At 38.5% G+C, this 18286-nt stretch carries 15 protein-coding genes and 1 other annotated feature; of the genes, 10 read left to right on the top strand and 5 right to left on the bottom strand.

Annotation, left to right across the window (positions count from 1 at the left end; translation table 11 throughout):
* Positions 1–77 precede the first annotated feature (77 nt).
* The 5 genes from MHB39_RS19110 to MHB39_RS19090 all read left to right on the top strand — a co-directional run bounded on the left by MHB39_RS19110 (position 78) and on the right by MHB39_RS19090 (position 4979).
* A complete protein-coding gene (locus tag MHB39_RS19110) occupies positions 78–1217 on the top strand; it encodes a glycerate kinase (RefSeq protein WP_342544971.1) in 1140 nt (379 codons plus the stop codon).
* Positions 1218–2564 (top strand): GntP family permease, encoded by a 1347-nt coding sequence (locus tag MHB39_RS19105; RefSeq protein WP_054548651.1) that lies wholly within the window; start codon positions 1218–1220, stop codon positions 2562–2564. It begins immediately after the preceding gene.
* A gap of 69 nt (positions 2565–2633) precedes the next feature.
* Complete coding sequence (locus MHB39_RS19100; protein WP_342544968.1) at positions 2634–3824, top strand: MBL fold metallo-hydrolase; 1191 nt, start codon at positions 2634–2636, stop codon at positions 3822–3824.
* Positions 3811–4059 (top strand): DUF3006 domain-containing protein, encoded by a 249-nt coding sequence (locus MHB39_RS19095; RefSeq protein WP_339280330.1) that lies wholly within the window; start codon positions 3811–3813, stop codon positions 4057–4059. Before MHB39_RS19100 ends, MHB39_RS19095 begins: the two co-directional genes overlap by 14 nt.
* Positions 4060–4190: 131 nt before the next feature.
* A complete protein-coding gene (locus MHB39_RS19090; RefSeq protein WP_016992114.1) occupies positions 4191–4979 on the top strand; it encodes an HAD family hydrolase in 789 nt (262 codons plus the stop codon).
* A gap of 43 nt (positions 4980–5022) precedes the next feature.
* Here the strand turns inward: MHB39_RS19090 and MHB39_RS19085 are convergent, their stop codons facing one another.
* From MHB39_RS19085 to serA, 3 genes are all read right to left on the bottom strand, one after another.
* Positions 5023–5946: a hypothetical protein gene (locus MHB39_RS19085; protein WP_258859062.1), complete on the bottom strand. Its 924-nt coding sequence runs from the start codon at positions 5944–5946 to the stop codon at positions 5023–5025.
* Complete coding sequence (locus MHB39_RS19080; RefSeq protein WP_258859061.1) at positions 5936–6430, bottom strand: RNA polymerase sigma factor; 495 nt, start codon at positions 6428–6430, stop codon at positions 5936–5938. Before MHB39_RS19080 ends, MHB39_RS19085 begins: the two co-directional genes overlap by 11 nt.
* Before the next feature lie 106 nt (positions 6431–6536).
* Positions 6537–8150 (bottom strand): phosphoglycerate dehydrogenase, encoded by a 1614-nt coding sequence (serA, locus tag MHB39_RS19075; protein WP_036075859.1) that lies wholly within the window; start codon positions 8148–8150, stop codon positions 6537–6539.
* Between the two features lie 163 nt (positions 8151–8313).
* Positions 8314–8555: a binding site (T-box leader), on the bottom strand.
* A 403-nt stretch (positions 8556–8958) separates the two neighbouring features.
* Here serA and MHB39_RS19070 point away from each other — a divergent pair.
* Positions 8959–10608, top strand: a complete 1650-nt coding sequence (locus tag MHB39_RS19070; protein ID WP_036075857.1) for an FAD-binding dehydrogenase — start codon at positions 8959–8961, stop codon at positions 10606–10608.
* 180 nt (positions 10609–10788) lie between these two features.
* Here MHB39_RS19070 and MHB39_RS19065 read toward each other — a convergent pair whose 3' ends face one another.
* Positions 10789–11760, bottom strand: coding sequence for a rhodanese-related sulfurtransferase (locus tag MHB39_RS19065; RefSeq protein ID WP_036075855.1), 972 nt, complete (start codon positions 11758–11760; stop codon positions 10789–10791).
* Between the two features lie 139 nt (positions 11761–11899).
* On the opposite strand from MHB39_RS19065, the gene MHB39_RS19060 reads away from it, so the two are divergent.
* Positions 11900–12682, top strand: a complete 783-nt coding sequence (locus tag MHB39_RS19060; protein ID WP_342544962.1) for an enoyl-CoA hydratase — start codon at positions 11900–11902, stop codon at positions 12680–12682.
* A gap of 52 nt (positions 12683–12734) precedes the next feature.
* On the opposite strand, the gene MHB39_RS19055 is transcribed toward MHB39_RS19060, so the two are convergent.
* Positions 12735–12920 (bottom strand): YhzD family protein, encoded by a 186-nt coding sequence (locus MHB39_RS19055; RefSeq protein ID WP_036075853.1) that lies wholly within the window; start codon positions 12918–12920, stop codon positions 12735–12737.
* Positions 12921–13177: 257 nt separating this feature from the next.
* Here MHB39_RS19055 and MHB39_RS19050 point away from each other — a divergent pair, with 257 nt between their 5' ends.
* From MHB39_RS19050 to yhaM, 3 genes are read left to right on the top strand one after another with little or no spacing between them, the layout of a single operon-like run.
* The gene (locus tag MHB39_RS19050) at positions 13178–14392 is read left to right on the top strand and encodes a DNA repair exonuclease (protein ID WP_342544961.1); all 1215 of its coding nucleotides are present in this window, start codon (positions 13178–13180) and stop codon (positions 14390–14392) included.
* Positions 14393–14396: 4 nt separating this feature from the next.
* Positions 14397–17285: an AAA family ATPase gene (locus MHB39_RS19045; protein WP_036075851.1), complete on the top strand. Its 2889-nt coding sequence runs from the start codon at positions 14397–14399 to the stop codon at positions 17283–17285.
* Positions 17282–18217, top strand: a complete 936-nt coding sequence (gene yhaM, locus MHB39_RS19040) for a 3'-5' exoribonuclease YhaM (protein ID WP_036075849.1) — start codon at positions 17282–17284, stop codon at positions 18215–18217. The genes MHB39_RS19045 and yhaM overlap by 4 nt, the downstream gene beginning before the upstream one ends.
* Positions 18218–18286 lie beyond the last annotated feature (69 nt).

The following is an 18286-nucleotide window of genomic DNA, read 5'->3' as shown; positions in this document are numbered from 1 at the left end:
AATAAATTGTAAGCGCTTAACTTGGGGATATGAAAATTTACGTAAATGTCAATGGACGACATAAGTGGAGGTAGAACATGAAAGTTATCATTAGTCCAGATTCCTACAAGGGTACTCTATCAGCAGTTGAAGTAGCAAAAGCAATGCAAAAAGGAATCCTGGATGTGGATCATTCTATTGAAACAATTATATTACCAGTGGCAGATGGTGGTGAAGGTACACTACAATCACTTATTGCCTCTACAGATGGTCGATATTGCTCAGCAACTGTGCTTGATCCATTGGGAAGAGCTATCCAGGCTCAATATGGTGTACTGGGCGATCAAGAAACCTGTGTAATAGAGATGGCTCAAGCATCTGGTATTATGCTGTTACAAGAAAATGAGAAAAATCCTGAACTTGCTACATCTTATGGCACAGGACAATTAATAAAAGCCGCACTTGATCAAGGTTTTAGAAAATTTATTATTGGCATTGGTGGAAGTGCTACAAATGATGCGGGTACTGGTATGTTACAAGCATTAGGTGTGCGATTATTAACAGCTGAGGGGTTGGAACTTGATGCAGGTGTTTCTAACCTAATGCAATTAGATGTCATAGATATGAGTCTACTAGATACTAGATTAGCCGAAGCAACATTTACGATTGCCTGTGATGTGGATAATCCGCTCATTGGAGATCGAGGAGCAACAGCTATTTTTGGTCCACAAAAAGGGGTTCAAAAACATCAAATCGCTGAATTTGATCGTTGTTTAAAGCATTTTGCAGATATTGTTGAAGCTCAATTTACTATACGATTACATGACTATAAAGGTGCGGGGGCCGCTGGGGGAATGGGGGGCGCATTAATCGCTTTTTTAAAAGGCACCTTCCATGCAGGAATTGACCTTGTGCTGGATGCTGTACAGCTTCAGGCTCATTTAGCAGGAGCACAGTTAGTGATCACCGGTGAAGGAAAATCGGATCTCCAAACATTACATGGTAAGGCACCATTAGGTGTAGCAAAGGCTGCAAAGCAAGCGCATGTAGAGGTGATGCTGTTATCTGGAGGAATTGATAGAAAGGCAAATACAGCATTACAAGCGTATTTTACAGTTGTTGAGTCATTGGTAGATGAGGAGATTGGTGTGCAGCAGGCAATGCAAGAACCTGCACACTTTATTCGGTTAAAAACTAAAAGAATGATAGAGCGTTACTTACAAAAGGGGGATGTCTAGATGTTGTTCATTATTATATTAATAGGGGTATTATTTGTTGTCTTAGGAACAGCTAAGTTAAAGCTTCATCCGTTTTTAGCTTTATTAATCAGTGCTTTCTTCGTTGGAATTGCTTCAGGTATGCCATTATTGACAGTAGTGGAAAGCATTAATACTGGATTTGGAGGCTTAATGACAAGTATTGGTTTAGTCATTATTGCTGGTACTATTATAGGCTTAATATTAGAAAAATCAGGTGCTGCTTATCGAATGGCAGAAGTAGTGTTAAGAATTGTAGGACCTAAACGTCCACAATTAGCGATGTCTTTAATTGGCTATATCGTATCCATACCAGTATTTTGTGATTCTGGCTTTATTATTTTATCCAGCTTGCAAAAATCATTAGCAAAGCGAGCCAATGTTACGATTGCATCTATGGCAGTAGCTTTAGCAACTGGCTTATTTGCGACGCATGTATTAGTACCACCAACTCCAGGGCCTATTGCAGCAGCAGGAAATATTGGCGCAGCTGATTATTTAGGAACAGTCATTGTCATTGGTTTACTAGTCGCGATACCAGCAACATTCGTAGGTTATCTATGGTCAGTAAAAGTGGCGACAAAAATTCGCGTTCCTGAAGATGAGGTAGAGGCATTAGATTATGAGGAAGTCATTAAATCCTTTGGTAAAATGCCCTCAACATTTAAAGCATTTTTACCAATCGTTCTGCCGATTGTGTTAATTGGTTTGGGTTCTATAGCAGCATTAGTTGGTGATACGGAATCGACTTTCAATACCATCTTTAAATTTTTAGGTTCTCCAACAGTGGCCTTATTTTTAGGTGTAGCAGCAGCCTTTTTATTATTACCTGAAATCAATGAAACGACATTAACAGGTTGGATTGGCGAAAGTCTAAAAGAAGCAGCACCAATTTTACTTATAACAGGGGCTGGTGGTTCGTTTGGAACTGTTATAAAAAATGCTGGTGTTGGAGAAATGCTTCAAGAAATGGATTTAGGTATGTTTGCCTCAGGTACATTATTCCTTCTTGTGCCGTTTATAGTAGCAGCAGCGTTGAAAACGGCTCAAGGTTCTTCCACAACAGCTCTTGTGATTACATCTACTTTAGTAGCCCCAATGCTTGTGACATTGGGGATTGATGGAGCGGTACCATTAGCATTAGTGGTGATGGCAATAGGTGCAGGAGCAATGACAGTTAGCCATGTGAATGATAGCTTCTTTTGGGTGATTACGCAGTATAGTGGTATGGAAGTAACACAAGCCTATAAAGCCCAAACGGTGGCCACATTACTCCAAGGGCTTGTGACTATTATAATTACGATGATTTTATGGTGGATATTTGTTTAAAGTAAAAGGAGAGCAGCCCATGGCTAGCTCTCTTTTTGTATAATAGGAGAATAGAAAGGAAGTTAGTAGATGAAAAAAATAATAGTATTACTCCTTTGTATTTTTTTATTAGCCGGCTGTACCGAGGCAGTCAAGACAGAGAAAATTCCTGTAACAGCTGGTCATGAAATGCAGGTTCATTTTATTGATGTAGGACAGGGGGATTCTATACTGATCGAATCACCAAGTGGTAAAACGATGCTTATAGATGGGGGAGTGAAGGGCGCAGGGCAACAGATTGTCTCTTATTTAAAAGAACTTGGGATAAATAAGCTTGATATTGTAGTAGCAACACACCCAGATGCTGATCATATTGGAGGGCTTATTCCTGTATTAGATAACATGACGATTGAGCAATTTTTTGATTCGGGAAAAGTACATACATCGCAAACCTTTGAAGAGATGCTGACACGTATCGATGAAAAAAATATTCCTTATCATGTGCCAAAAATCGGCGATGATATCGAATTTGATAAGGATGTAAATGTGAAAGTTTTAAATGCCAATGATCAGGCTACAGACAATAACGATGCCTCCATTGTCTTAAAAATGACTTATGGGAATGTCTCTTTTTTATTGACAGGAGATGCGGGAGTGGCATTAGAAAAGGAAATGTTGCAGTATGATGTGAAAGCAACAGTTTTAAAAGCTGGACATCATGGCTCTAACACAAGTAGCTCAGAGGAGTTCATTCAGGCTGTAAAACCAGAGGTCACGATATTAAGTTATGGAGAGGATAATAAGTATGGACATCCACATGCAGAAATTGTGGACCGTTTGCAGGCTATTGGTAGTAAAATATATGCCACCGCGGATTTAGGAACGATTACGGTGTCCACAGATGGGGTAAACTATGCGGTGAATGGCAAGGAAACTTCTAGAGTGGAAACGGGCAATAAACCATCTAAAGAAGTAGCACCGACAACAGCTATTGAAATCGTTAGCAAGGATCTAGTTACTGAAATAGTAGGAATCAAAAATAGTGGACAACAAGCAGTATCTTTAAAAGGTTGGCAGCTTATTTCAATTGAAGGGCATCAAGTTTATAATTTCCCTAATCTCTCTTTACAGCCAGGGAAAATAATTTATATTACTAGTGGAACCAATGCGCGGGAAGGGCAAAATTATTTGAAATGGACGACTAAACAAATTTGGTTAAACGATGGAGATGCTGCGCAATTACGGAATGAGAAAGGGGAACTTGTAAGTGAGCTTGAGTAAATACACATTGGACCGTATTGAAGATGGCTATGCGGTTTTTTTAAAGTTTCCGGCAGAAGAGGAACAGCTCATTATTTCGCAGTCAGCCATAAACAAGGCTGTGCAAGTAGGCGATCGTGTTCAGATAGAAGAAAAAAATGGTATTTACCATATTGAAATTTTACAAGAAGAAACACAACAAAAAAGAGCAGACATTCAGAGTTTAATGAATCGTTTACGAAATAAAAATAATTAATAGATGACAAGCTGTGAGAAATTGATGCACAGCTTGTTTTTAGCTAGAGGAAATGTGTATAATTTTTTATCCTAAATATTTTGAAAATATGCTAAAATAATAGTATTAATCGGGAGCTAGGAGCGGACAAAATGTCGATAAATACTATTATTTTTGATTTAGATGATACATTACTATGGGATAAAAAATCAGTCAAAACAGCATTTGAAAAAACATGTGACTATGCAGCAACTGTACATAATGTGAATCCTGCTGAGTTAGAGGAAGCTGTTCGCCGAGAGGCACGTGCTTTATATGAGGGTTATGAAACATATGATTATACGGTTTTAATTGGTATCAATCCATTTGAAGGTCTTTGGGGAACATTTGACGACTCGACGGATTCCTTCCAAAAAATGAAGGAAATTGTTCCTAGCTATCGTGCAGCGGCTTGGACAAAAGGGTTAGCTGCTCTTGGGATTGAGGATACAGCGTTTGGAGCAGAGCTAGGAGAGCGCTTTGTAGCCGAGCGTAAAGTGGCTCCATTTTTATACGAAGATACTTTTGCAGTGTTAGATGAATTAAAAGGAAAATATCAGCTTGTATTGCTTACAAATGGCGCACCAAGTTTGCAAAACCTAAAGCTAGAAATCACACCAGAAATTGCCCCATATTTTGATCATATTATTATTTCAGGTGACTTTGGTAAAGGTAAGCCGGACGCATCTATTTTTGAGTATGTAATGGAGAAGGCAGGTATTACAGCTGATGAGGCAATTATGGTTGGCGACAATCTTAATACTGATATTTTAGGATCATCTCGTGTGGGAATGCGCAATGTATGGATTAATCGTGAAAGCAATATCGCCAACGGGGCTGTGACACCTACCTATGAGGTGGACTCTTTGACAGCGTTGTTGGAGCTTGTAAATAGGCTATAATAAAAAATGTACTGATCCTTCATGGAGTCAGTACATTTTTTTGTTAAAAATAGACATTCAGTCTAAGGTATAAACATGTAAAAGCTATAGCTATACAAAGCTGAACAAGAGCGCTAGCAATTAAGTAACCCTGAGGTTCACCAGCCTTTTTACGATAATAGATTTGCATAAAGGAGTAGAGTGAGAAAAGGCCATAAATAATTGTTGCATGAATAGTATGGTGCACAAGATAGATACCAAATGAAATACCTCCAAACAACACGAGCATGATGGCATTGGCAATGGCATGCTCAACTGTCGCAGCGAAAAAGCGACGTTCTGTATAAGGCATTCTTTTTTTTGCAATCCATAGGATGAAATGCGTAAGTAGGATGAAAATATTCCCCATAATAAGTTTCGTCGACCGCTTCTCATCATAAAAATAGCGTAGAGAGTCAATTGATTCTTCAATTAGAAAGGCTTGCTTGGTTTCAACATTGAAGAAAATCTTGTTATTGAGTACCTTCCATTTCTCTTGTGTACGGTCATTATAGAGAATCAAAATATCATAGATAGTACCATTTTTCCATTGACTAGCGGATATTGTTACAGGAGAAGCGTTGTCCAAATTTTTTTGTAGCTGTATGATAGCCTTTGAATGAGCATAGCATTGCTGAGGAACATAAAGGCAAGAATCCTTTGCTATAAAGGTTTCCTTGTTTATATTCTCCTTTAAATAGATTCGTTGGATTGCTTTGGACGAATCCGTTGTCATAGGAGAATTAGTAGGACGTTGAACAAAAGATAAAACTAATAAAGCAAGAACTACTATAAATAGCAATGATACAGAAGGGATTTTCCATTTATTTTTTCTCGTTTGTTTATTAATTACTAAAGGCTCTGTCATATTGCGTAATAATTTTTTTTCCTGCTGATCAGATAGCATTAAACCATCTAAGTGTTGCCATGTCTTCTTATCATGCTTCATCCATCTCACCTCCTAGCTCTTTTTTTAAAGCGACGAGTGCTCGTTTTAATGTGTTTTTTACTTTCCCCTCATTCCAGCCAAGAATATTGGAGGTTTCCTCGATCGATAGTCCCTCTATTTTGCGCAGGATAATCACATCACGATAGGTAATTTTTAGTTTGCGAATTGCAAGATATAGTATCCTGGCATCTTCTCGTTGCATCAGCCATTGATGAGGAGAAGGTGACGTTTGTTCTTCATGCTGTTGTAAAAAAGGGACAAATTGAATAATCCTTTTTCGACGATAATGATCATAGGCAAGGTTACGCGCGGTGCACCGTAACCAAGCGAGATCAGCCCCTTCTTTAATTGTTTGGTGATGTTTCAAATAACGGACAAAGGTTTCCTGTGTATAATCCTCCGCTAATTTTTCGTCATTTAGTAAGTAATATAAGTATTTAAAAATGGTGTGATTATGTAAGTAAAATATTTCTTCTATGTTCAAGCTGTGCACCTCCTTTTCTTTAAAGACGAAGAACCTTTAGAAAAGTATCATTTTACCAAAATGAAAAAGCAGAGAGTAGAGACTCCCTGCTTCTTGTTGTTGATAATTATAGGGTAATGGCTTTCACTTCATCAATGTTTTCAAGCTGTGCCACAAATACTAAATCTTCTTCTGTTACAACATTGTCAACCGTTAGCATCATAACCGCTGTACCACCAACCTGTGCACGACCAACCTGCATTGTCGCGATATTGATTTCTTTTTCTGCTAGCTTTGTTGCTACACGGCCAATTGCACCTGGTTTGTCAGTATTTTTAATGTAAAGTAGGTGGCCTTGTGGAATGACGTCTACAACATAGTCCTCCACTTTTACAATACGTGCACCTAAACCGTTTAATAGTGTACCTGCTACAGTATGCGTTTCGTTAGCAGTAATAATTTCAATAGTAATTAAGCTTGTAAAGCCTTTTGCTGTTGTTGTTTTGTGCTCATTAATTTTCATACCAATACGTTCAGATAAGTAACGAGCATTCACATCATTGACATGATTACCGTGATTTTTAGACAGTAAACCTTTTAACGCATTTGAAGTTAATGGACGAACGTCATAGTTTGCTACTTCGCCAGCATAAGATAGGTTGATTTCCTTGACTGGCTCTGTTGTCACTTGTGATAGGAATGAACCAAGCTTTTCAGCTAATTCAAAGAAAGGCTCAACTTGTGCAAGAAGCTCTTTTGGTATAGATGGCATGTTTACTGGATTTGTTACAGTACCTGTTTTGTAAAATTTAATGATGTCATTTGATACATCAACCGCTACAGATTCCTGTGCCTCGATTGTAGATGCTCCTAAGTGAGGCGTTGCGATAACTTGTGGTAAAGTCAGTAGCTTATGATCTGTTGCTGGTTCAGAAACAAATACATCAAGAGCTGCTCCAGCCACTTTACCTGCTACGATTGCATCATATAAATCGTCTTCATTGATAATACCGCCACGCGCACAGTTAATAATACGTACGCCATCTTTCATCATCGCAAATTTATCTTTATTAATAAGGTTGCGAGTTTCAGGTAGAAGTGGTGTATGAACTGTAATGAAATCTGCAGCTGCACAAATTTCTTCAACCGTTGCTTTTGTTACACCTAATTCTTTGGCACGTTCATCAGTTAGGAAAGGATCATATGCCATAACATTCATACGTTGACCTTTTGCGCGATACGCTACTTCAACGCCGATTCGACCAAAACCTACAACACCTAAAGTTTTATTTTTTAGCTCCACGCCAACATAAGATTTGCGATCCCATTTCCCATTTTTTAATGTATTAAAAGCTTGTGGAATATGACGGGCAAGTGAAGTCATCATCGCAATTGTATGCTCGGCAGCTGAGTTTGTGTTGCCGTCTGGTGCGTTTACCACAATAATACCGTGTTCTGTAGCAGCAGCAAGGTCAATATTATCGACACCAACACCAGCGCGACCAATTAATTTTAAGCTTTTAGCTGCTTCAATCACTTCACGTGTTACCGTTGTTTGAGAACGAACAAGTAATACATCTACATCTGCGATTTTAGCGATTAATTCTTCTGGTGCTAGTCCTGTGTCAACAATAATGTTTAAATCTAAATCTTGTTCCTGGCGTAATGGGAAAATACCATCCTCACTTAGTGGATCAGCGATAAATACGTTAATAGTTCTTGTTTTTGTTGCAGTAGTCATTATAATTAGCTCCTTTTTTATCATTATTGGTTGGTAGTGGCTTTATCTACGACAGTCTGAAATTTGTAAAATTCGAACATCTTACAGCATGCAAACAATCTCCTTTCTAAATCGAAAACAATATAAAAAGCCTTCCACGCCTTACAAACACAATTATTGTGTTGTAAGGGGCGAAAGGCTGTATAAACTTTGGTTCGCGGTACCACCCTTAATCACTGCTGGAAAATTTATTCTGGCAGTCTTAGCTATATGCGTAACGTGCATGAGACGGATAAGCTTACTTTTAAGTTGTTCAGCCTATCTATTCAGGAGTGGAACTATTATCGTAGAAATCACTGATTTGCACCAACCATCAGCTCTCTTTGGATTTTCTTGCGACTAGTGTGTCTCCGTCGTTATATTTTTTGTGATTAAATTTGTTAACATCATAATCCCTATTGTTCACCTTTGTCAACGATATTTCTTAAAAACTTTAAAAATATTGACTTCAAAAGTCTGAAAAATAACCAATTACGAACAATTTATGTATTATATTATTTTATTGTTCGTCTTTTTGGGGAGTACAATGAAAGCGCTAACGCTATTTGAAAAGTCCGATAGTATCAGGTTTCTGTGCAGTTTTAGAATAAAAAATTATATGGGAATTAAATGGAATAAAATAGAGGTTTTATGCTAATTGTCGATGGTGTGGATCCGAGAAAGCGAACGATTTTGTTTGTCACATTTTAGACAAAAATATGAATAGTAGAAGGTAAATAGACTGTGAGAGAAGAATGTTAGTTAAGGATATGGATTTGGGGGTGTAAGAATGAAGTATGATGTTGCAATAGTCGGTGCTGGACTTGCAGGATTAGTCGCAGCTTGTGAATTAATCGATGCAAAGAAAAAAGTTCTTTTAGTAGATCAAGAGCCTGAAAATTCAATCGGGGGACAGGCATATTGGTCGTTCGGTGGCATATTTTTAGTAAATTCTCCAGAGCAACGAAGGCTTGGGATTAAAGATAGTAAGGAGCTTGCATGGCAGGATTGGCAAGGAACTGCAGGCTTTGATCGTTTAGATGATGAGGATTCTTGGGCATATAAATGGGCAAGAGCCTATGTCGATTTTGCTGCAGGTGAAAAATACGACTGGTTAAAGTCAAAAGGAATAAAGTTTTTCCCCGTTGTTGGATGGGCAGAGCGGGGAGGTTCGTTAGCAGGAGGACACGGCAATTCAGTACCAAGGTTTCACATTGTCTGGGGAACAGGCCCTGGCATTGTAAAGCCATTTGTAGATAAAGTGAAACAGGCTATAAAAGATGGATTTATTGACTTCAAGCCAAGACATCGTGTGGATGAATTTATCCAGCAAGAAGGGGAGATTACAGGAATTAGCGGAACGGTGCTTGCTGAAACCTTTATTAATCGAGGTGAAAAAAGTTCCAGATTAGGGATCGGCGAATTTTCCTACGAAGCTAAAGCTGTGATTGTGGCAAGTGGAGGTATTGGGGCTAATTTTGATTTAGTAAGAAAAAATTGGCCTGCTCGATTAGGGACACCTCCTAAAAATATGGTATGTGGTGTGCCAGCTTACGTTGATGGAAGAATGCTAGAGATTACGGAACACGCTGGGGGACGCATTGTTAATCGTGATCGTATGTGGCATTACACAGAGGGGTTAAAAAATTGGGATCCGATATGGCCTAACCATGGGATTCGGATATTGCCTGGTCCCTCCTCCCTGTGGTTTGATGCAGAGGGGAATCGTTTTCATGCACCCAACTTTCCAGGGTTTGATACGCTCAGTACGTTGGAGGCGATTCAAAAAACTGGTTATGACTATTCCTGGTTTATTTTAACGGAAAAAATTATTGAGAAAGAATTTGCTTTATCTGGCTCAGAGCAAAACCCAGATTTAACAAACAAAAGCATTAGCGATGTTCTAAAACGCATTTTACCAGGCCCACCGGCTCCGATCCAAGCTTTTAAAAATCACGGAGAGGATTTTGTGATTGCACATGATCTAAAGGAACTTGTAGATGGAATGAATAAACTTGCTGGGAATGAGCTACTTGATTTCATGAAGATTAAAGAACAAATCTTGGCAAGAGATCGTGAAATGGACAATAAGTTTACGAAGGATTTGCAAGTAAACGCTATTCATGGAGCAAGAAATTATATTGGCGATAAATGGGTGCGTGTTGCCAAGCCACATAAAATTTTAGATACCAAAAATTGGCCTTTAATTGCTGTTCGCTTAAACATTCTAACAAGGAAAACTTTAGGTGGCTTACAAACAAATTTAAATGGTGCTGTTTTGGGTATGGACGGTCAGCCAATTCCTGGGTTATATGCTGCTGGTGAAGTAAGTGGTTTCGGTGGTGGTGGTGTCCATGGCTACCGCGCTTTAGAAGGGACATTTGTTGGTGGGTGTTTATTTAGTGGACGCCAGGTAGGACGTTATTTAGGACAAGGATAAAGTGTATAAATAAGAGCATCGTCTTGATGAACGATGCTCTTTTGAACTGATGATCACTATGCTGAATTTTTTGAGCTGCAATGACTATGAAATAATCCCCTGAATTAAATTGAATGGATTTGGGATCTTACTTGCCCAAACTACAGGGAAACTATCTTTAATGCATTATCTCTCTAAGTATTAACAATTTGATTGTTGGACCTCTGCAATCTTAGCAATTTGCGCTTCAACTTGTTCCTTTGTCCAACCATTTTCCTCCACGAAAAAGTTGCGTTCGGCACGGCGACAATCATCTGAACAGCTACGCATGTAAAATGCCTCGTGTTTTTCTTCACAAAGCATTAATTTATGACACGCAGGGTTTGCACAGTTTGTATATCGTTCAGAAGGTTCCCCTGTAAAATAATCCTTCCCAACAATGACATGCTCCACCTGATTAATCGGTACACTTCGACGACGGTCAAAAACAAACATTTGACCATCCCATAATTGACCTTTTACTTCAGGATCCTTCGCATATGTAGCAATACCGCCGTGCAATTGACCTACGCTCTTACCATAGCCCTCACGTTTTAGCCAACCTGAGAATTTTTCGCAGCGAATACCACCTGTACAATAAGTTAAGATCTTTTTATCTGCAAAATCTTCTTTATGTGCCTCCATCCAAGCAGGTAGGTCACGGAAGTTTTCGATATCTGGTCGTACAGCACCTCGGAAATGACCGAGATCATATTCATAGTCATTACGGGCATCGATGATTACTGTGTTGTCATCTTGCATCTGTTCCATAAATTCTTTAGGTGTTAAATAATCACCTGTGATTTCTAACGGATTGATATCCTGTTCTAAGCCTAGGTGAACAATTTCCTTACGAGGACGTACATGCATTTTTCTAAAGGTATGCCCTTCAACCTCATCAATTTTCCACATAATATCATTAAAACGAGCATCAGCCTTCATATGGCTCATGTAAGCATCTGTTTGCTCAATGGTACCTGATACAGTGCCGTTAATACCTTCGTAGCCTACTAAAATGCGACCAAGAAGCCCTATCTCTTTACACAGTGCTAGATGCTCTTCTGCAAAAGCTTCAGGGTCTTCAATCGTAATATATTTATAATAAAGTAATACACGATAGTCTTTTTGTGTCAAAATACGTTACCACCTTTATCTCAATATTCGTCCTTTAATATAGCATAACAAGGAGCATTTTTGCTTAGAGAGAAGGAGTTTTCTAAAAAAACACGAATTATATATAGTGAATGACTATTCATATTTGGGGGTTATAGAGATGGAATTTTCAACAATTACTTTAGAAAAATTAGAACGTCGTGCAACATTAACGTTGAATCGTCCGCAGGCGATGAATGCTATGGATGATATTATGATGCGTGAACTAGCAGAATGCTTTGAAGCTCTACAACAGGAAAAAGATATTCAGGTGCTTGTTATTCGTGGAGAAGGAAAGGTCTTTTCTGCGGGTGGTGATATAAAAGCAATGCTAGATGAAAGCAAACCGCTGAATATTGATGAGGCAATGGTTTATCTGACACGTATCGTAAAGGCATATTATCAGCTACCGATGATAGTGATTGCAGCAGTTCATGGAGCTTCAGCAGGTTTAGGATTTAGTCTAACACTAGGGGCAGATATTATTGTAGCCTGTGAAAATAGTAAGCTTGCTATGAATTTCATTGGAATAGGACTGATTCCAGATGGTGGCGGTCATTTCTTCATGAAGGAACGTGTAGGAACGGTTAAAGCGAAACAAATGATATGGGAAGGGAAGGTATTAACAGCAAATGAAGCATTAGATGTAGGGTTAATTGATTATATTGCACCAGAGGGCACTGTATTTGCAATGGCAGATCAGCTTGTTGGGAAAATGCTTGCATCCCCTATCTCTTCCATGATTACGACGAAAAAAATTCTGCATGCACAAAATATGCCACAGCTAGAAAATATCTTAGCATTAGAGGCTGAGGGCCAGTCTGCAATGCGTAAAACAACAGATCATGTTGAGGGCATTCATGCATTTGTAGAGAAAAGAATGCCTGTCTTTGTAGGTAAATAAAAATAATAAAAGGCGCGTAGCAAACACTTGACTACGTGCCTTTTATTAGCCACTAAACATGGAATAAAATTAATTTACCTGAAGCGTTTACAAGACGATGAGTTTTATCGGCAACACCTTTTTCTTCAATTTGTTGTTGTCCATTTAGTTTAGCAGCCTCATCATTTTCAAAAGTCCAAGTTTCATCAAATAATGTTTCTCCTGTTTTTTCAAAAGCTGTAAAACGATAATTCTCCATACAGACCCCACCCTTTTACTTGAATATATTTCTATTATACATAGAAGATTTATAAACTTCACGGTAAAACTAGTGGATTTTTTGATAAATTACGAAAATTGTGGAAAAAGTGAGGCAATGTTGTTTTTTCCGTAATAGCATTTTTCATCAAACATGAATTATGATAAAATAGAACAAATATTCGGTATTGGTTAATCAGCATATTATTACTTTGGTTTGCACTAAAGAGAGAATTATCTACTATTTGAGGTGATTGGATGTCAGCAATTCGTTTTTTCCATATGGCAGATTTACATTTAGATAGTCCATTTAAGGGCTTATTTGGTCTACCCGAACCCATTTTAAAGAAAATACGGTTAAGCACTTTTGAAGCGTTCGATAAAATTATCGTTAAAGCGATTCAGGAAAAACCTGATTTTTTACTAATTGTTGGGGATATTTATGATGGTGAAAATCGTAGCTTGCAAGCACAACGAAGATTTCAAGATGCAATGGAAAAGCTCTTTCAACACAATATCCCTGTGATTGTGAGCTACGGAAATCATGATCATTTAAATGGCACATGGACACGCTTTGCTTTACCAAGTAATGTCTATGAATTACCGGTTGAAACGAGTGTAGTTCAATTAAAAATACGTGGTCAGCAAGTGAATATATATGGTTTTAGTTATCCCGAACGTCATTTAAGGGAATCCGTTATTGAAAGCTATCCAACTGCGCATGATCAGCATGCCCTTCATATTGGTATGCTACATGGCAGTGAGGCAGGCAATACGACACATGATGTGTATGCCCCTTTTACAAAACAGCAGTTACTTGAAAAGAACTATCATTATTGGGCGCTTGGCCATATTCATAAACGACAGCTTTTACATCAAAACCCGCCCATTGTTTATCCAGGCAATATTCAAAGTCGACATCGTAAAGAACAAGGAATGAAAGGTTTTTATGATGTGACGTTATCCAAAACATCGACTGAGCTTGATTTTATCTCTACTTCTGCTGTCGTTTATAACACGATAGAGGTGGATTGTACGGATGTGGTACACGCCAATGAATTGCTGAAGAGATGTGCAGAAGCGATTACAGCCAATAGAAAGAAGTTTGGCGCATCGGTAGTAGAGCTTCATTTGCAACAAATTGACGAACAAACGGAAGCTTTATTTGAGCATGCAACAGTAGATGCATGGTTAGAGACTATTCGAGAGGCTGAGGAAGGTATTGAGCCAATGTGTTGGGTACAAAAAATGGTGTTGCAAAAGGCCGCGAGATTTTATGAGCATACCGCAACTACCCAATCCGTTGTGAGCTTAATGGAACAGTGGGACAGTAATGAATGGAAGGATATTTTAAAAGATTTGTACCAATATGCCGGTGGGGCAAGGCTAATAGAGCCACTTAGTGAAAAGGATATTGAGAACTTAACGCATCGTGCACAGACATTATTAGCAGAAGAAATTCAAAGGGCGTGATTACATGCTGACAATTCAAAAAATCCAAATTTATGGCTTTGGTAAGCATGAAAATATCTCCATTTCGTTAAATGATGGTGTCACTATTTTTTATGGTTTAAATGAAGCAGGAAAAACGACGATTCAACAGTTTATACTACAAATGCTTTTTGGCTTCCCTACAAGGCAGCAGACACAGCGCAAATATGAGCCGAAAATTTCGACAAAATATGGGGGTCAGCTGACACTTTTGCATCCAATTTATGGTCAATGCACAATTGAACGTGTGAAAGGAAAAGCTGTTGGTGATGTTACTGTCTATCTTGAGGATGGTACAACGGGGCATGAGGAGCTGTTAGGAAAGCTTTTATATGGTTATTCTAGGGCATCCTTTGAAGCCATTTTTTCTTTTTCACTGCATGAGCTACAAGGTATTGAAAAAATGTCTGAAGAGGAGCTAACTCATTTGCTACTGGCCTCAGGTACAACAGGTATTCAGCATTTATCCACCCTTGAAAAGAAAATGGATAAAGAGGCTAGTGAGTTGTTTAAAAAGACAGGTAAAGTGCCATTGATTAATCAAAAGATCGAGCAATTAAAGCAGCTGGAGCGGACGATTAAACAGGAACAGGGAAAAATACAAACCTTTGAGGATAAATTACAGCAATTACAGTTACTCGAGCAAAAGTTAGAACAACTATATGGTACGCAAAAACAGCAACAGCAACAGTGGCAGCAATTAACTATTCAAAAGCAAGCGCTTCCTCTTCTCAAGCAGCAACAGACTTTGCAACAAACAATGACCAATTATCAGCATGTTCAGTTTCCATCAGAGGGTATTAGACGTTATGAACAAATAAAGGATCGTCTGTTACATGAAAGTCAACAACTGATGCAATTAAAGGAGCAGCATCAAACATTGCAGGAGAAACTAATAGCAGCAGTGGATGAGCAAAAGGTTAATGAAATGGCTTACCTTATGCAAAAAGAGGCAACGTGGCATCAGCTAATGGTGAAGGAGCAAAATTTACAGGATGATCTCTTTTTACTCGAACAAGAAATTGAAGCACAGTTTCGTTTACTAGGTGTAACAGACAAAGAGGCACAAGAAAATCTTCTGAACGAAACAGTTTCACTCCAACAGGAGCAACAATTTCAGCTTCAAATAAGTAAATTAGAGGAGGCCGAGGAGGAGCTAAAATTTTATCTACGTTCACTCGATCAAGTACACCAAGAGTTAGATGCAATAGCCAAACAGAAGCAGCAGCTAATGCTTGAGTCATTAACAAGCGAGGAAGAACATATTTTAGCACAGTGGCCACAACAAAAGCGGAGGCTTGAGCAATTACGTGCTGCCAAATCGCAACGCAGTAAGCAGAAGCAGCCTCATTATTTTATCTGGCTTGTACTACTGATTGGTTTCATGTCGTTTGCTTATGGCGTATTTGAAAAAAACATAGTTGTAATCCTAATTGGAGCAGTTTTATCATTGCTAACCTTTTTGTTTATTCGATATGTTAAGCAAGCAGATGAACCTACTAATAAAGAGCACAATTTCCTCCTACGGGAGTTAGAGCAGGAGGAATTGACAGTACAAGCAGTTCTTTTAAAGAAGCAAAGATATGAAGATCGTTGGTTACACATCAATGAACAGCAGAAAGAAAAAGAGCAGCAATACACTTCTCTTGAATATAAAATTCAACAAGCGGAGGTAGAGAGTGAAGAAGCCACTCAGACACTCCAGCATTTTTTAAAGCGTTATCGCTTACAAGGAACGATAGCTAGAACGCTAATGCCCGAATTATTTATGCGTATTCGTGGTGTACAAGAATTAGCAGCTAAACGAAACAGTACCTCAAGTCTATTGCAAGAAACACAGGTAGAAAAGAGCAACATTTATGAGCAGCTTCAACGGGTTTTAGATGGAGCCTATGATGAACAGGAAATTTATATGCATTTACGAACAGCCTACCTTGAAGCACAACAGCATCAGCAGCAAGCACAGCATGCAAAAGATCAGCTAGCCAACATCCAAATAAAAATAGAAGGTGGACAATCAAGAATGGATCGTTATACAGCTGAAATGTACGAGCTATTCAGTGAAGCAAAAATCCAAAATGAACAGGCTTATTATGAAATGCATGAGCAATTTGAACAGAGAAGAAAAATTGAGACAGAATTGCAAACTGTTCAGGCTCAATTATCTTCACTCGATCTTCAACAGAAGAAAAATCTGATGGAGGACACTGTTAACGAGGGCATATTTGCTTTACAACAAGAGCAGCAGTCATTGCAATTAGAAATTGACCAATGTCTTGAACAACGTGCCGCTTTGCTAATGGAAAAAGAACAGCTATTAAATGATGAAAAGTATGGTCAATTGCTTCAACAGTTTGAGCAGGAGAAAACAGAATTGCAGCAGTTAATAGAGCAATGGGCAACTAAAAAAGCTGTGGCAACAGCTATTCATGAAACTTTATTCCGTCTTCGCGAAGAAAAATTACCTCATGTCCTTGCAGAGGTAAATGCCATATTCCGTTTACTAACAGAAGGAAACTATGACAAACTTTCGATTCATGAGGAAGGTTATTTTGTAGCACAGGATGCTGCAGGAATACGTTATCAAATGGTGGAGTTGTCGCAGGCTACCAAAGAGCAAGCTTATATTGCATTGCGAATGGCTCTAGCAAAAACCCTAGTGAGCGCAGCTCCATTTCCCATGATTATGGACGATCCTTTTGTCCATTTTGATCGAAACCGCACAGACAAAATGGTACAATTAATGAAAGAAGTAGGATATGAACGTCAAATTTTATATTTTACTTGCCATGATACAATGCTCAAATATTGGCAGAGAGATCAGATTGTCGATATAGGAGCATTAGCAAATGAAAGGGGAGTGGCGTCAACATGAAAGGGATTACGACGCTCCAAGTTGGAGAAGCAGTTGATCAATTTTTATTAATAAAACAAGCGACAAAAGGTGTTACAACCGTTGGAAAGCCATTTATGTCGCTATTATTACAAGATAAAAGTGGGGATATAGAGGCAAAGCTATGGGACACGAATGAGGATCATGAAAAGATGTACCATGCGGAAGCCATTGTACGTGTTGGCGGAGAGATTCATGACTATAGAGGAAAGAATCAATTGCGTATCAAATCTATTCGTGTTGCAAAGCCAGAGGAAGGAATCGCTATTCATGATTTAGTGCCGTCCTCTGCAACACCGAAAGAACAACTATATGAAGAATTAACACAATTTTTCTTTGATATTAAAAACCCAAATATCTCACGAATTACTAGAGCGGCTATAAAAAAACACCAAGAGGCCATTTTAGTTTTTCCAGCAGCGACAAAAAATCATCATGACTACGCGTCAGGTTTATTAGATCATATGGTCTCTATGCTTAAACTAGGTAAAGCCATTGCTGATCTATATCCAACACTAAATCGTGACTTATTATATGCGGGAATTATTTTACATGATGTAGGCAAGGTTGTAGAGTTATCAGGACCAGTTGCCACAATGTATACAGTGGAGGGCAATTTATTAGGCCATATTACGATTATGGTGAATGAAATTGCTAAGATTGCTAGTGAGCTTGAAATTGAAGGTGAGGAAGTCATGCTGTTACAGCATATGGTATTGTCTCACCATGGGAAAGAAGAATGGGGTAGCCCGAAAAAACCGATGATTCAGGAAGCAGAAATCTTGCATTATATTGATAACATTGATGCAAAGATGAATATGTTAACAAGAGCATTAGGAAAAACGACACCGGGTGAATTTACAGAGAGACTCTTCCCTCTTGATAATCGTTCATTCTACAAGCCTACTATTTAAAAAGCAGTATAAATCAGCCCATAAACTAACATTGCTGTCTAGCTATTCGTTATTAATTTCTCTGAGTCT

The sequence above is a fragment of the Lysinibacillus sp. FSL K6-4013 genome (assembly GCF_038630435.1).
In the GTDB taxonomy this organism is placed as follows: domain Bacteria; phylum Bacillota; class Bacilli; order Bacillales_A; family Planococcaceae; genus Lysinibacillus; species Lysinibacillus boronitolerans.
Note: the sequence above shows the minus strand (reverse complement) of the source record. Positions and strands in the feature narration are given on the sequence as shown.

What these genes read in the sequence shown, in the direction of transcription:
- serA (WP_036075859.1), bottom strand. Translation starts at nt 8,150, where the DNA reads ATGACTACTGCAACAAAAACAAGAACTATTAACGTATTTATCGCTGAT.
- MHB39_RS19070 (WP_036075857.1), top strand. Translation starts at nt 8,959, where the DNA reads ATGAAGTATGATGTTGCAATAGTCGGTGCTGGACTTGCAGGATTAGTC.
- MHB39_RS19100 (WP_342544968.1), top strand. Translation starts at nt 2,634, where the DNA reads ATGAAAAAAATAATAGTATTACTCCTTTGTATTTTTTTATTAGCCGGC.
- MHB39_RS19055 (WP_036075853.1), bottom strand. Translation starts at nt 12,920, where the DNA reads ATGGAGAATTATCGTTTTACAGCTTTTGAAAAAACAGGAGAAACATTA.
- MHB39_RS19060 (WP_342544962.1), top strand. Translation starts at nt 11,900, where the DNA reads ATGGAATTTTCAACAATTACTTTAGAAAAATTAGAACGTCGTGCAACA.
- yhaM (WP_036075849.1), top strand. Translation starts at nt 17,282, where the DNA reads ATGAAAGGGATTACGACGCTCCAAGTTGGAGAAGCAGTTGATCAATTT.
- MHB39_RS19085 (WP_258859062.1), bottom strand. Translation starts at nt 5,946, where the DNA reads ATGAAGCATGATAAGAAGACATGGCAACACTTAGATGGTTTAATGCTA.
- MHB39_RS19050 (WP_342544961.1), top strand. Translation starts at nt 13,178, where the DNA reads ATGTCAGCAATTCGTTTTTTCCATATGGCAGATTTACATTTAGATAGT.
- MHB39_RS19090 (WP_016992114.1), top strand. Translation starts at nt 4,191, where the DNA reads ATGTCGATAAATACTATTATTTTTGATTTAGATGATACATTACTATGG.
- MHB39_RS19105 (WP_054548651.1), top strand. Translation starts at nt 1,218, where the DNA reads ATGTTGTTCATTATTATATTAATAGGGGTATTATTTGTTGTCTTAGGA.
- MHB39_RS19110 (WP_342544971.1), top strand. Translation starts at nt 78, where the DNA reads ATGAAAGTTATCATTAGTCCAGATTCCTACAAGGGTACTCTATCAGCA.
- MHB39_RS19045 (WP_036075851.1), top strand. Translation starts at nt 14,397, where the DNA reads ATGCTGACAATTCAAAAAATCCAAATTTATGGCTTTGGTAAGCATGAA.